This window comes from uncultured Rossellomorea sp., assembly GCF_947488365.1.
Taxonomy (GTDB): Bacteria; Bacillota; Bacilli; order Bacillales; family Bacillaceae_B; genus Rossellomorea.
This window is the reverse complement of record NZ_CANKZT010000002.1, coordinates 389,242-402,530: the sequence shown is the minus strand read 5'-3', so window position 1 is coordinate 402,530 and position 13,289 is coordinate 389,242. Positions and strand designations below refer to the sequence as shown.

General features: G+C 39.3%; 15 protein-coding genes. 5 read left to right on the top strand and 10 right to left on the bottom strand.

Annotated features, from left to right (window positions below; genetic code table 11):
• Window positions 1–7 precede the first annotated feature (7 nt).
• The gene (locus tag Q1B03_RS08975) at window positions 8–886 is read right to left on the bottom strand and encodes a LysR family transcriptional regulator (protein ID WP_299740526.1); all 879 of its coding nucleotides are present in this window, start codon (window positions 884–886) and stop codon (window positions 8–10) included.
• Window positions 887–995: 109 nt separating this feature from the next.
• On the opposite strand from Q1B03_RS08975, the gene Q1B03_RS08970 reads away from it, so the two are divergent.
• A complete protein-coding gene (locus Q1B03_RS08970; RefSeq protein ID WP_299740525.1) occupies window positions 996–1,721 on the top strand; it encodes a sulfite exporter TauE/SafE family protein in 726 nt (241 codons plus the stop codon).
• Here Q1B03_RS08970 and Q1B03_RS08965 read toward each other — a convergent pair.
• The 3 genes from Q1B03_RS08965 to Q1B03_RS08955 all read right to left on the bottom strand — a co-directional run bounded on the left by Q1B03_RS08965 (window position 1,710) and on the right by Q1B03_RS08955 (window position 4,669).
• Window positions 1,710–3,203: an MDR family MFS transporter gene (locus Q1B03_RS08965; protein WP_299740524.1), complete on the bottom strand. Its 1,494-nt coding sequence runs from the start codon at window positions 3,201–3,203 to the stop codon at window positions 1,710–1,712. The two genes, Q1B03_RS08970 and Q1B03_RS08965, sit on opposite strands and share 12 nt — an antisense overlap.
• 622 nt (window positions 3,204–3,825) lie before the next feature.
• Entirely contained in the window at window positions 3,826–4,266 is a 441-nt protein-coding gene (gene cbpB / locus Q1B03_RS08960) for a cyclic-di-AMP-binding protein CbpB (protein ID WP_299740523.1), read from the bottom strand.
• 157 nt (window positions 4,267–4,423) lie between these two features.
• On the bottom strand, window positions 4,424–4,669 hold the full coding sequence (locus Q1B03_RS08955) for a YkuJ family protein (RefSeq protein WP_044337569.1): 246 nt from the start codon (window positions 4,667–4,669) through the stop codon (window positions 4,424–4,426).
• Window positions 4,670–4,823: 154 nt separating this feature from the next.
• Here Q1B03_RS08955 and Q1B03_RS08950 point away from each other — a divergent pair, with 154 nt between their 5' ends.
• Together Q1B03_RS08950 and Q1B03_RS08945 are read left to right on the top strand one after the other, a co-directional pair.
• Window positions 4,824–5,780, top strand: a complete 957-nt coding sequence (locus Q1B03_RS08950) for an MBL fold metallo-hydrolase (RefSeq protein ID WP_299740520.1) — start codon at window positions 4,824–4,826, stop codon at window positions 5,778–5,780.
• Complete coding sequence (locus Q1B03_RS08945) at window positions 5,777–6,010, top strand: glutaredoxin domain-containing protein (protein ID WP_299740518.1); 234 nt, start codon at window positions 5,777–5,779, stop codon at window positions 6,008–6,010. Before Q1B03_RS08950 ends, Q1B03_RS08945 begins: the two co-directional genes overlap by 4 nt.
• A 60-nt stretch (window positions 6,011–6,070) precedes the next feature.
• On the opposite strand, the gene Q1B03_RS08940 is transcribed toward Q1B03_RS08945, so the two are convergent.
• The 6 genes from Q1B03_RS08940 to Q1B03_RS08915 all read right to left on the bottom strand — a co-directional run bounded on the left by Q1B03_RS08940 (window position 6,071) and on the right by Q1B03_RS08915 (window position 12,035).
• Complete coding sequence (locus Q1B03_RS08940) at window positions 6,071–6,571, bottom strand: DUF3993 domain-containing protein (RefSeq protein ID WP_299740516.1); 501 nt, start codon at window positions 6,569–6,571, stop codon at window positions 6,071–6,073.
• 211 nt (window positions 6,572–6,782) lie between these two features.
• Window positions 6,783–7,025 carry a hypothetical protein gene (locus Q1B03_RS08935; RefSeq protein WP_299740514.1) on the bottom strand — a complete coding sequence of 81 codons (243 nt, stop codon included), beginning with the start codon at window positions 7,023–7,025 and terminating at the stop codon, window positions 6,783–6,785.
• Between the two features lie 214 nt (window positions 7,026–7,239).
• Entirely contained in the window at window positions 7,240–8,463 is a 1,224-nt protein-coding gene (locus Q1B03_RS08930) for an EAL domain-containing protein (RefSeq protein WP_299740512.1), read from the bottom strand.
• A gap of 146 nt (window positions 8,464–8,609) precedes the next feature.
• Window positions 8,610–9,377 (bottom strand): 2,4-dienoyl-CoA reductase, encoded by a 768-nt coding sequence (gene fadH / locus Q1B03_RS08925; protein WP_299740510.1) that lies wholly within the window; start codon window positions 9,375–9,377, stop codon window positions 8,610–8,612.
• A 136-nt stretch (window positions 9,378–9,513) separates the two neighbouring features.
• On the bottom strand, window positions 9,514–9,732 hold the full coding sequence (locus Q1B03_RS08920; RefSeq protein WP_299740509.1) for a hypothetical protein: 219 nt from the start codon (window positions 9,730–9,732) through the stop codon (window positions 9,514–9,516).
• 209 nt (window positions 9,733–9,941) lie between these two features.
• Window positions 9,942–12,035, bottom strand: a complete 2,094-nt coding sequence (locus Q1B03_RS08915; RefSeq protein WP_299740507.1) for an EAL domain-containing protein — start codon at window positions 12,033–12,035, stop codon at window positions 9,942–9,944.
• A gap of 238 nt (window positions 12,036–12,273) precedes the next feature.
• On the opposite strand from Q1B03_RS08915, the gene Q1B03_RS08910 reads away from it, so the two are divergent.
• Together Q1B03_RS08910 and Q1B03_RS08905 are read left to right on the top strand one after the other, a co-directional pair.
• Complete coding sequence (locus tag Q1B03_RS08910; RefSeq protein ID WP_299740505.1) at window positions 12,274–12,561, top strand: hypothetical protein; 288 nt, start codon at window positions 12,274–12,276, stop codon at window positions 12,559–12,561.
• Between the two features lie 250 nt (window positions 12,562–12,811).
• On the top strand, window positions 12,812–13,279 hold the full coding sequence (locus tag Q1B03_RS08905; protein ID WP_299740504.1) for a YkyB family protein: 468 nt from the start codon (window positions 12,812–12,814) through the stop codon (window positions 13,277–13,279).
• Window positions 13,280–13,289: the final 10 nt, after the last annotated feature.

The following is a 13,289-nucleotide window of genomic DNA, read 5'->3' as shown; positions in this document are numbered from 1 at the left end:
GCGAATCCTATGAGTTTTCATGAATGAATTCGTTTACAACTTCAACAAACGCCTCCACTTGTCTTAATTGGAATGCGGATTCATACCCGAGTAACCATGTGTCCCTGTGTATCAACGAGTCATGTTCATCGATTAAAGGTACTTTATAAATGTCTTCTTCCATGCCGTCTAAAGTGATGGCTGGCAATATTGCGTAGCCGATTCCATTTAAAGTCATCTGCTTACATGTTTCAATTTGATCTACAACAATCGTTCTTTTCGGAGTTGTCTGGAATTGACGATGCCACCAATCCTGAATTTCCTGATAGTAGTTTGAATCACTCTTAAATTGGATAAACGGTCGATCGGTTTTCATGACCTCTTCAATCGATTGGATTTCTCTATCCACCAAGTACAATGTATCTTGAAAGAGATGGTGTTTTGGACCCTTCCAATCAGGAGTTCCCCTGATAATTCCGATATGCACTTCATTTTCATATATCGCTTTAAGAATTTCAGAGCTCCACCCTGTCATTAAAGAAATCTTGGCATGAGGATAGGTTTCAACAAATCGTTTGAGTACTTTAGGCAGCCAATTCTGACCCACGATGGATGCACAAGCAATCTTTAAGGTTCCATGCACCTCAAACTCCAAAGCTTGAATTCTTTCCTTCACACTCTCTTCCTTCTGCAACATCTCTTCAGCCAATTTCACCACAAGCTCACCGGCAGGGGTCAATGCCAGACCTTTTTGAGAACGAAGGAATAATTTTGTTCCCCATTCCTTTTCAATTGTCTGGAGTCTTTGAGATAATGCCGGCTGTGATACAAATAACCGCTCTGCTGCTTTACGCATGTTCATTTCCTGAGCCAGTACGTTTAGTAATTGATATTCAGAAAACGCCATATTTTCACCTTCATAAGTTTTTCTTATATTATATCTTAATTTATATAAAATTTCATTATTATCCGGAATGGAATACACTGATAGTAGACTCGAAATGAGGTGTTGGATAATGGAAGTGATTCTCTTTTTCACTGGATTGGTTGTAGCACTTATTGGCACTTTGGCAGGGAGCGGCGGATTGATTGGTATGCCGGTGATGCTTTTAATTGGTTTACCTATTCATACAGCCATTGCTACGGCTAAATTTTCAAATATTATGAGTTCTTTTTCAAGCTTTGTTTATTTAATCAGGGACCGGAAAGTTTCATGGAAAGAATGTTTACCCATTCTTCCCATTGCACTGGTCGGGGGGGTGACAGGGGCATTTTTATCGGATAGCATATCTCCCTCTTTGCTCGAATGGATGGCCTTTTTCTTTCTGCTGTTTGCTCTTTTACTAAGTATAATAAAAGGATTCCAGCCAAAGGAAAATAAACAGAAGCACTATCGGACTTATGGATTTTTGTACTTGATCAGTACGTATGACGGTTTATTTGGACCGGGGCAGGCTACCATGCTTATGTACACTCATTTGTTGCACGGTCTTTCGTATCTTAAATCAGTGGCTCTTACCCGTTTTCAAACCTTTGTAAGCTGTTCAGGTGCATTTACAGTCTATTTTCATAATGGCCACGTCGATTGGGGAGTTGCCATCCCCTTTGCTCTAGGCGGCCTTGTAGGTGCTCAGATGGCTGTAAGACTAGCATCTAAGCTTTCTACGAAACATATACAAATCCTACTAAACATCCTCACTTTTATTCTTATATTACAACTCGGAAAAAACCTATTTCTTTAGGGAACGGTCCCTTGGGAGGAATAGGATACCGACAAAGCTAAACAGGGCGAAAAGGAGAACAACAAGGTATACGGATTTCAAGGAACCTGTAAGCGCACCTTGAAACAAGTCAAGTACATCAGAAGATAATTTCTCTCTTTCCACTTTGTTTAAGAGCATATTCACATCATTTATGGAAAAATCTTTATCGCTTTCTTCCAAGTATGTCTGTAGGCGGCTGTTCAGGATTCCACCCAATAATGCAGCCCCTATCGTCGTACCTAAATTCCTCATAAACATATTGGTGGCAGTTGCAATCCCTCGAACCTGCCATTCGACAGTAGACTGAATGGAAACGATAAAGGATGTTGAAGTGAGTCCCATCCCTACACCTACAAAGAATGATCCACACGCAGCCCATAAAGGACCGTAGGTTGGGTCCATCATGACAAAGATGCTTCCACCCAGTATGAGTGATAATCCACCAATCAAGGAGGTTCTAAAATAACCGATCTTTAATAATAAACGTCCCGCGATTGTTGCTGAAATCGGCCATCCAATCGACATCGCCGTTAATGTAAACCCTGCAACCGTTGCGCTTCGCTCCATGACGCCTTGTACGAAGGCAGGGAGGAAGCTTGAAATACCGATTAACATGACGCCTGTTGTTAATGAAACGATATTGGCGACCAAAATGGAACGGACCTTCCATAAATCAAAAGGCATCATCGGCTGTGCCGTTCGTCGCTCTTGATAAATAAACGCTACAAAACCCAAAATAAAAAGAATGATCAGGAACATCGCCTGCCAAGAGTTCCAAGGCAGGTGAACTCCTCCCTCCACCAGTAAAAACATTAATAATGAGAGGGAAACAACCAGTAGAAAAGCTCCCCCATAGTCGATAACCGGTTTTTTCTTTTCAACATTCTCATGTAAGTAAAGCCATAGACCAACAATGGATAACAAGCCTAGCGGGATATTGACCCAAAAGACGTATCTCCAACTTGCATATTCAACCAATAATCCTCCGACAAGTGGTCCGCTAATGGCAGATATCCCCCACACACTTGATAAATACCCTTGTATTTTCGCACGTTCTTCCTTGGAATATATATCGCCAACAATGGTAGTGGCCATAGGAAGTACCGCTCCAGCTCCAAAGCCCTGTATAAATCGGAATAGGATCAATTGTTCCATCGTTTGAGAAAACCCGCATAAGATGGAGCCGATAAGAAAAATAACGATCCCAATCGTGATGATCGGCTTCCTTCCAAATAAATCAGATAGCTTTCCGTAAATCAGGACCGTAATGGCATTCATTAAAAGATAAGCAGAGAACACCCAACTATAAAGAGAAAAACCACCGAGATCCCCTACGATGGCAGGCATGGCAGTAGAGACGATTGTTGCTTCAATGGCCCCCATGAACATAGCCAGCATCACTGCAACCAATACAAGCGGTTTTTTTGTCCTTTTGACTGAATTCATTTCTAAACTGCTCATCTTGTTCTCCTTTAAATCGTGTTCAATATAAAATAACGCTCTTTTCGGAAAGATTGTTGTTTTTAACATGAGTTCTGCAAGGCTCTGTCAATTAGTGTGCGCTGGATGGTGAGGGGAACTGCTCCGCTTGCAGCTAGCGTTCGGCCGAGCCTCCTCAGCTTAGCCGAACGGGGTCTCGGCACGCCCGTACTACCGCAGGAGTCTGCGCAGTTCCCCTCACCATCTTTTATAGGTTTTTTGTGACAGAGCTTCAACTTGTGCTTTTAAAAAAAATACTTGAAAAATACTTCCTTAAGACAATCAATCTCTCCTTACCTTCAATGAGATTGTTTTCTAGAAAGCTTGTTTTAATTGTTTTCGATTAAGAATTCATGCTCAGAAAGTTGGTTGCAGCGGAAGGATGATCGACTCCTGCGGGAATAGCTGGACAGGTGAGACCCCGGAGGCGCAGCCGAGGAGGCTCACCGCCAGCCCCGCGGAAAGCGAGCATCCTGGAGCGGAAATCAACTAGTACTTTCTTATCTATAATAGCCACAAACTTTACGAAAAGAGCGTAAAATAAAGAGGATGACAAATATGCCATCCTATATGATCTTAACATTATGTAACTATCATGAAGGGTTTAATCCCTTTTAAACAGTTGTCGTTGAAGCTGCTTTAACACAACTCTCCTTGTCATGATCCCTTCAAAGTATCCGTCATCAGAAACCACGCATAGGAATGGATGGTCCACTAAAAGCTCAAGTGCTTTCTTAAAATCCGATTGTAAGGATACAATGGGAAATTCAGTTGTCATGACTTCCTCTACCTTCTTTGCTTCAAGTTGTTCAAACTCAAAACGCTCGAGACCAAGAATGGAATCGGTAATTAAACTTGAACTAATCAAGCCCTGAAAGCGAAATGTCGGATCAAGCACAGGGATGGCTGAGTAACCACTCTTAGTGAGTAATAGTAACGCATGCTCCAGGGAATTCCCCACTTGAACATGAGCCACCTTCTCAGAAGGAATAATGAAATCTTTAATATTCGTTTCTAATAACTCCTTGCTACTCAATGAAATCATGTATAACCCCTCATTTTAAAAAATAAGAATTTGCGTGCCCATCTATAAATAAAAGAAGAGGACACTAACCATCTTAACATATCGAAACAAAAAAGTATGTTTTGACGATTGAATTAAAGACTAAAAAAGATAACCAAATGGTTACCTCTTTAGTGCATTAATCTTGTTGAGCTTCTTGTAGAAGTTCAAAAATTTCAATCGCTGTAATGTCTATGTTATCGAAAGGAAAACTGCTTCCTTTTTCATTCATGACTTCAATTTCGAATGTATCTTGCTTCGGTAAATACTTTACCTCACAAATTTTCTTTCCATTGTATTCGAAAAATCGTTGTTGAGTTTCCCCTTGTTCACCTTGTTCTTGTAATGATTTTAATCTTTGTATAATTCCAAGAAGCTGAGACATAATTGGTCTCTCCTTTCCTGTTCTAATTCTTGGTCATAGCTTTTGCATTGTACCAGATTCTATCCTGTTAAATCTAATGTTTTGTCCTTTTTCTACATAAATTCCTTTATAATGAAAGGGTAGAAATATATTCTCCCCGGAAAGGATTGATTGGATGAGTATTTATCGTATAGATTCTCGAATATCCTTAGTTGATCTAATGGATCTGTCATTACAGGAACGTACAGGAAGTTATATAATAAACGAAGAGTCCCTTACCATTATCGAAACGTCTGCCAGTCCTTCTATACCTCACCTAAAAAAAGGTCTCTCTAAGTTAAACATTAATCTTGAAGATATTCAATACATAATTTTAACTCATATCCATCTTGATCATGCGGGAGGTGCAGGTCTTTTTCTGAAAGAATGCCCTAACGCAAAGGTCATCGTTCACCCGAAAGCGAGGCGGCACCTAGTTGACCCGACACGCTTGATCCGAGGAGCAAGAGCAGTATATGGAGAAAAATTCGATGAGCTTTTTCACCCGATTGTGCCAATTCCTGAAGAACGAATAATTGTGATGGGACATGAAGAAAAGCTGGAACTGAGCGAAAGCTGTACATTAACGTTTTTGGACACTCCTGGTCATGCAAATCACCATTTTAGCATCTTTGATTCTGTTTCAAATGGGATGTTCACCGGGGACACATGCGGCATCCAGTATACTGTTGGGTCAAAGCACTTTTACTTCCCTTCCACTTCCCCCAACCAATTTAGTCCTGAACGAATGAAGGATTCCATTCGTTTGTACAAGGAATTACAGCTGGATCGTTTGTATTTTGGCCATTATGGTGTCACTGAAGAAGTATCATTTGCATTAGGGGAAGTAGAAAAATGGCTTGACCTTTTCATGGAAAAAAGTAAGGAACAGTTCTCTTCCGTTGAAACAGTTGAAGAGAACGTAAAAACGATAACTTCTGTACTTTTTGAACTAACGAAGAGTAAAATGATCCAAAGAGGCGTTGATCAGGCCAATCCGATTTTCAAATTATTAAAGCTTGATATGAATGTATCTGCAATGGGAATCGTAGATTATTTCATAAGGCAAAGCAAAGGAGAAGAAACATCATGAAAATTGTCACTTTATACTCTCAACCAGAATGCCCCCCTTGTGAAGTAGTCAAAATGTTTCTGAAAGAACACAATGTTGACTACAAAGAAATCGATATCAAACAAAATGAACAAGCAAGAAATTATCTTGTGAAAGAGCTGAAATCTTATTCCACCCCAACCATCACAGTGGACTCTGAGGTAATAACAGGATTTAATCTTGAAGCCCTGACTGCAGCTTTAAACAAATAGGCATTTAGATTATTCATCAACAAAAAAAGTTGGCCATTCTCTTATGGCCAACTTTTTTATTTATTCGGTTTGAAGCTTTTCCGGTAATACGTATGTAATGGATGAAACCTTCCATGAACCTTCTTCTTCATTAACCACGACAGCCTCTACACCGGAATCCGTTGATACAGGCCCTTCTTCCTCACCTGTTCGTTCTTCCCAGACATACCATTTTCCATCTATGTATTCTACCTTAGTAGAATCATCATACTTAAAAAAAGGAATATAGTGTGGTGCAAAGTCAGATCCAAATGTGATATAACCACCCTCTACTTCATACACATTCTCACGGATGAAGTTTTCTGTAAGATCCTTTGTAAAGTACTGTGACAACTTTTCATTAATCTGTTTCTTAGATTGTGGTTTTTCACTCAATGATACTTGGGTATGAAAGGCATTTTCTACAAGAGATAATGCGTTTTCTTCAGAAAATTCTGAGGCTTGGGTTTGACTGACTTGTCCACATGCCGCTATAACGAGCCCTAAAATAAGAAATAATAGCCATAATTTTTTCTTTTCCATATGCTTTCCCTCCTTAATATGCTTGTTAAAAATATTGTAGCAATGGAAAATTGTCGATAGGTTATCAATTGTTCGTTAAATCCTAACAAGGATTGACATATATTTTGGTTTGGTTGTAAATTTCCCCCTATATGTGACAATCAAACACAAAAATCAATGGTACATTTAACCAAAAAAGGATGCCGCATGATAACATGCGGCACCCTCTTACTTAAGATAAATAGCGAACGGACCAATATATAATAAACAGTGTAATTAAAATGGTTGCAATCAATATAGACACGAAAATAGGATTCCGAATATAAGGGTGCTCCTTGACAACATCCGGTATATCTGTGTCATATTCACCCTTCAGCCGCTTCTCCTGTCCAGCAAGTTTAAAGGTATACACTAACGAATAACCGGCTATCCCTATAACAATCAGGGAAAGCACAATCATATATATACTCATCATAGCCCCTCCTTACAATATGTCCTTAAGAATAATTTGTCCTATAAAGAGTAGGCTATACAAGAAAAGCGGAAGGGCTTTGTTCAGAGGCGACAAGCATAAGATGAGCCTACCGGAAAGGCGCTCTTTGCCTTTTTGGTAGGCTCATCTTATGACCTCGAGCCTCTAAGCCCTGTAGCTGGACATCAAGAAAAGGGCAGACTGAACAAACAGGTAATTAAAAGAGTAAACCATCCTCCTCAAATAAGAATTCATAAGAAAGATCCATAAATAAATACAAGCCATTGCCAAATGGAAAGGAATACGTACGAATGGATTCTCCTGAATCGATATCGCTGTATATATCAGATAATAAACCTTTCTTATTGATCCTCATACGAATGATATTTTCCAGAAAGTACGGGCGCCAGCTCCAGTTCTTCCCTTTGTACCTTGGTTCAATCTTCCATTTATGTTCATCTTTAACAACGTTACTAGTCACTTGGAAGCCATTTTCATCACAAATGTATAGCCTGAAGCATTTATCGGTAAAATTCTTTCCTAACTCAAAGAGTACGTCATCGAATTCTGTGCATTGTTTTTTTATCATAATCAGATTTTGACTGATTTCTTTGTGCAGGACATCTGCGAATTCAAATCCTGCTTCAAGATGCTTCTTCTCATATCGAATATAGTCCTGGCATTTTTCCTTCAGCTTTTCTTTTAGAAGATCGGGTTTCAAAAATGAGGCTGACGGGCGCTGCAGGTAAAATCCTTGATAATAACGGCCGCCATTCAACCAGGCAAACTGCAGTTGAAAGTTGATTTCGATATTCTCGAATAAGAGGGAGGCTCCGATTTTTCTGGCCAGCATTGACAAACTGTACAATATATCTTTGTAGACTTTATTACCAGCATCATTTCGAAGTTGGAATAAATCCACCTTTAATATATCCGGTGAGAATTGCGATAGTCGATCCAACTGACCACTATTACCTCCAACATTATCGATCGCAATTTTAATTCCGTATGTTTTGTAATACAGCAGCAGATGAACAAGCTGATCGAAGTCTCCGACGAACGTTTTTTCAGAAAGCTCAATCACTGTCCTGTTTAAATCCAAACCCTTTTTTTCGTACTCTTGAAGGAGCTCCAGAAAAGATTCCCCGTGATCAAGCATCAATAGTCTTGCATCCCGGTTTAAAAAGATGTATCCCTCCTGTTTCTCATGTACAAACTTACTTAAAGCCAGTCTGGTTACACGTTCATCCACTTCCATTTTATATTCATCCGGTATCTCTTCATCTCCAAAGAACGGTCCGAGACTCTCAATGACCCCTTCATCGACTTCCATTCTACCTAATACTTCGTATCCGATAATTTTATGTTCATCCGCACTGAAAATTGGTTGAAAGTACGGAATCACTTTTTCTATATTGGTTAATACTTCTAATGCGTCCATGCGCACTCCCCCACCATAACTCAAGTTTTTTTGCATAATTATAACACAACTATACAGTGGAATTGAAAAGACATAAACAAAAAAGCTTTCCCTGCCATGTCGTGTTGACATATGGGGAAAGCTTTAATCCTTTGTTCCTGCTTATATTAGAATGGAAATTGATTAAGCCATTGGCCTCCATCCATTGTAATGCATTCTCCGTTTATATACGCCGCTTGATCTGACGCAATAAAATAAGCAAGGCCGGCAATTTCTTCCGGTGTTCCTAATCGTTTTAATGGGACGCTGTCAATTGTTCTTTTTGCTGCCTCTTCTGAAATCCAAAGCTTCTCGGCTCCACCCGTTCTTTCAATTGGTCCTGGTGCAATGGCATTTGTACGAATACCGTATTTATGGCCCCACTCGACGGCAAGTGTGCGCGTTAACGATAAGACTCCTGCTTTTGCTGCAGCTGAATGAGCCACACCTGCACCCGCGTTCCAAGCGTAAGTGGCAACCATATTAATGATGGATCCCTTTTGTTTGTGCTCAATCCAATAGTTCCCTACAGCATGTGAGCAAAAAAACGTTCCATTTAAAACGATATCAATAACAGATTTCCAACCATTTGGAGTAAGCTTTTCCGCCGGACATATAAAATTTCCTGCTGCATTGTTAATGAGTACATCAATTTTGCCGAATTTCTCTGCCGTAAATTCAACCATCGCCTTTACGTGGTCTTGTTCCCTTACATCCATTTGAAATACTTCAATGTTTCCACTAAGAGACGAAAACTCTTCCTTCACCGATTGAAGTCGTTCTTCATTTCTCCCTGTTACGACGACGCTTGCGCCAGACTCTACAAAGTGCTTCGCCATATATTTCCCCATACCATTTGAACCGCCTGTTACAATCACAACTTGTTGTTCTCCCATATGTAACTCCCCCTTATTAATGAATGAATGTTCACTCACAATTTTATCATATAGAGTTGTGTTGCAACCATTTTAAATGATAAAAAAAGACTGATTTTTAAGAAAATATCCTTTTCTTAAAAATCAGTCTGAAAAATCAACCATCCGGATTGTTAACAATGGTTTCGTGTAATTGCGCCAACGCCTTGATAATGGTTTTATTTCTCTTATATCCTTTTGCTTCAATCGAAACATTATTATATGAAACAACTACCTGGCCTAAAGATCGAGGAGATTTAAAGCCATATACATATACTTTAACCGTTCCTCTATCGGTAGGGAGAAATAGGATTTCCATACTTTTTGTCTTTTTCATAATCCCACTCCTTCATATAGCATTCGGAACTCTGATTCACTTCGGCTGCGATTTTGCTTCAAGTCTATGAATCTTTTACTCTCCTCACTTTAAAATAAGTCATAGGAACTACTCTGTCAAACATTTCATTGCATTTGCCGGGCGAACGTTAAAAAGTATGAACATAAAATGTATCTTCAAGGCTGCTTCAAGTAATTAGGGGAGGAACATTACATAAGAACAAATTGCTGTTCCTCGATTTCCTTCGGGCAAATCGGTTTACTAAAGAAGTAGCCTTGAGCTTTTTGGCAGTTCGCCTCTTTAAGAAATTCGACTTGCCCCTCACTTTCTACACCTTCAGCAATCACTTCAAGCCCCAGGCTATGTGCAAGATGGATGATAGTAGTCGTTATGGCAGAGTCCTTCTGATTCATTCCAATTTCTCTCACAAAGGATTGGTCGATCTTTAATATGTCGATTGGAAATCGTTTCAAATAATGAAGTGAAGAATATCCTGTTCCAAAATCGTCAACAGAAATGTACACACCCAGATTTTTAAGCTTTTTCAGCATTTTCAATGTTTGTTGAGTGTCTTGCATGGCTCCCTCCGTAATTTCAATTTCTATGCATGAAGCAGGAATATTATACGTTGATAAATAGAAATCAATTCTATCCACTAATTGCTCCTGCAGAAATTGCTTAGGCGAAATATTGATGGCCACACGCACTGTCCTGTAACCTTTTTTCCTCCATTTTTGCAATTGTAAACATACTTGCTCCATTACCCATTCGCCAATCTGATCAATCAAACCTGTTTCTTCTGCCAAGGGAATGAACTGTGCCGGTGATACAAACCCAAATTTGCGGTTGTTCCAGCGAATTAACGCTTCGAAGCTATCAATCGCACCGGTCGATAAATTCACCTGTGGTTGATAATGGACGTACAACTCACCCTTTTGAATGGCTTTTCGTAAGTGGGATTCCATAATGATATAATTAGGAAAGCTTGATTTCATATGCGTTTGATAGAAGCGATAATGAGCTCTTCCTTTTTCTTTTACTTCAAAGAGAGCTTGAGCAGCTTTTTGAATGAGTGAATTAGAATCATATCCATCTGCAGGATAACGGCTGATTCCAATCGAAGGAGAGATATAAAACTCCTGCTCATCAATAGTAAAAGGATCTTTGAACAGCGCTAAGATTTCCTTCGCCTTCGTCTTGGTATCTTCAAAATTACTATTCTTCAACAGATAGATAAATTCATCACCGCCTTGCCTGTACAATAAACATTCTTCATTCGTAAGAGTTACCAAACGTTCTGTGATCTTTTGGAGAAACCGGTCGCCCCCCTTTAAACCAAGGGTGTCATTTACAAATTTAAACCGATCTAAGTCCAAGTATAAAAGCGAGAGCTCTATACCTCTTTCTTCCATATTATGAATGATTAAAGGAACATGATCATCCAGTGCTTTCCTGTTCCAAAGACCAGTTAATTGATCATGTAGAGCCATATAATGAATCATTTCATTCTGTTCATGGTGCTTGGTTATATCCTTCACGATAATATAACAACCATCACACTTTTCTTCTACTACGATGGGGATCATTTTTAGCTGAGTGATCTTCTTTTCTCCTGCTTCGTTTAGAAGAAGACAATTAACAATGGAAGAGGGCGTTCCCTTCAAAGCTTGAGTAAGTGACTCGGTTAGGGTGTACTCATTTTGAGAATGAAACAAATCATAGATACTCATGTTTACAAGGGTTTCTTTCAAATAGCCGGTTAATGTGCATCCTGCTCCGTTAGACTCTTTTATGAACCCATGGGAGTCCAGAATAAATATGGCATCCAGATTATGTTCAATAATGGATTTGTATCGTTCTTTCGCTTTTTCTAATTTCTTCTTCTCTGCAATGGACGAAGAAATATCTCTTGTAATGGAAACAACGTACTCTACTTTTTCATATCGATTCTTGATAGGTGTAAGAATCGATTCATTTACAACTTGACTTCCATTCGAAAGGAAAAACGTATCCTGATAGATAATGCTCTCTCCTGATTGCACAAGTTCAATGTATTTCTTCTGTATGTCAGTAGCCGTCTCAAATGAAACTACTTCCTCCAATAAGCGTCCCATATCCTCATGTTGAATGGACGTGTACCTTCTAGCTGATTCATTTATGTATAGGTACCTGAAAGCAGGTCCCTCCTCAACCTTCATAATGAAAATCATATCATGAATATGATCTAAAATTAGTTCTTTCAAAACAGTGTCAAGCACCTCTTGACCTTGTCCAATGGTATTGTTATTGTTAGTCGATTTCATGGATTCGTCATCCTCTTAGGCTTCTGTCATTTTCCGTATTAAGTATCCTGATTATATTTTACTAGTTAAACTAAGAATTTCCTACATTCCTGTAAGAATATACACTATTTTCTTTATATTCCATTACTTCAGACCCATTCGATCACTTGATTCATCTGCCTATTATATGTGAGACAGGCGCGTTGGTCGATTTTGAACCATACACTAAAGTGAATAGAGAGAGGAGGTTTTTCGTTTAATGTATCGACATGCATATTACCCATATCAGAGTTATCCACAGTATAGAGGAGGAGATCAACGCTTCTTCCCCTTCTTTGGATTACCGTTTTTAGCAGGTGGTTTAGCCGGATTGGCCATTAGCCCGTTCCTTTTCAACAGACCTTGCTACGGTCCTGCTTGTTATCCACCTTACCCGCCATACGGAGGGTATCCTTATCCTGCTTACCCACAACCATACGGAGGGAATAATTTTCAATCATCACCGTACAACTTTACAGAGAATATTAATATATACCCCCAAAGATAATAAAAAGGCTCACCTGAAAATGTATGGAGTACATTCTTTAGGTTGAGCCTTTTGATATTTACTCTCTACAAGTTTCACCTTTAGGACCGGGTACTCCTTTTCCCGCTTAAGTTAATTTATATTTCATCCAATAGAAAGAACGCCGTCCCAAATATACTCATCTTTCAAAAAGAAACTCCCCACCGTACCTTTCCAATACCAGAAAAAGGAGGTATAATGGAGGTTAATACAATGGAAAGGAGACAATAACTTGAGGAATACTAGTAAATCCACCCCTTCTTCCACATCCGTAATTACCCTCTCTCAAGCTATTTTCACTGTGAATCGTCATGCGAAAACAGCAGGTAACCCAAAATACTTATATTCATTAAAAAAACGAGCTTTAATGAAAATGATCCGGGAAGGTAAAGCGAAGAAAGTTGGACTTCACTTCTCCAACAACCCAAAGAACAGCCAACAACAATCTGACGTATTGATTGATTGCGGAGATTATACCTTTCATATCCCACCATCAAAGGAAGATTTCAAGGACCTGCCTCACCTGGGGTCGCTTGATCAATCGTTAAGAAATCCTAGATGTAAGATGGGACTTCAGCAGGCAAAAGGAATTTTAGAGCAATATACAGGGATGTCCGAACAGAATGAAAAGCCTCGAAAGCCCGGAAAGAACAATTATCAAAAACCCGTCTTCAAAAAGTTGGGCGATAGCTTCTTTTAATGCTCAACGA

Coding starts and splice junctions, on each gene's coding strand:
- Q1B03_RS08975 (WP_299740526.1), bottom strand. CDS start 886: ATGGCGTTTTCTGAATATCAATTACTAAACGTACTGGCTCAGGAAATG.
- Q1B03_RS08970 (WP_299740525.1), top strand. CDS start 996: ATGGAAGTGATTCTCTTTTTCACTGGATTGGTTGTAGCACTTATTGGC.
- Q1B03_RS08965 (WP_299740524.1), bottom strand. CDS start 3,203: ATGAGCAGTTTAGAAATGAATTCAGTCAAAAGGACAAAAAAACCGCTT.
- cbpB (WP_299740523.1), bottom strand. CDS start 4,266: ATGATTTCATTGAGTAGCAAGGAGTTATTAGAAACGAATATTAAAGAT.
- Q1B03_RS08955 (WP_044337569.1), bottom strand. CDS start 4,669: ATGTCTCAGCTTCTTGGAATTATACAAAGATTAAAATCATTACAAGAA.
- Q1B03_RS08950 (WP_299740520.1), top strand. CDS start 4,824: ATGAGTATTTATCGTATAGATTCTCGAATATCCTTAGTTGATCTAATG.
- Q1B03_RS08945 (WP_299740518.1), top strand. CDS start 5,777: ATGAAAATTGTCACTTTATACTCTCAACCAGAATGCCCCCCTTGTGAA.
- Q1B03_RS08940 (WP_299740516.1), bottom strand. CDS start 6,571: ATGGAAAAGAAAAAATTATGGCTATTATTTCTTATTTTAGGGCTCGTT.
- Q1B03_RS08935 (WP_299740514.1), bottom strand. CDS start 7,025: ATGATGAGTATATATATGATTGTGCTTTCCCTGATTGTTATAGGGATA.
- Q1B03_RS08930 (WP_299740512.1), bottom strand. CDS start 8,463: ATGGACGCATTAGAAGTATTAACCAATATAGAAAAAGTGATTCCGTAC.
- fadH (WP_299740510.1), bottom strand. CDS start 9,377: ATGGGAGAACAACAAGTTGTGATTGTAACAGGCGGTTCAAATGGTATG.
- Q1B03_RS08920 (WP_299740509.1), bottom strand. CDS start 9,732: ATGAAAAAGACAAAAAGTATGGAAATCCTATTTCTCCCTACCGATAGA.
- Q1B03_RS08915 (WP_299740507.1), bottom strand. CDS start 12,035: ATGAAATCGACTAACAATAACAATACCATTGGACAAGGTCAAGAGGTG.
- Q1B03_RS08910 (WP_299740505.1), top strand. CDS start 12,274: ATGTATCGACATGCATATTACCCATATCAGAGTTATCCACAGTATAGA.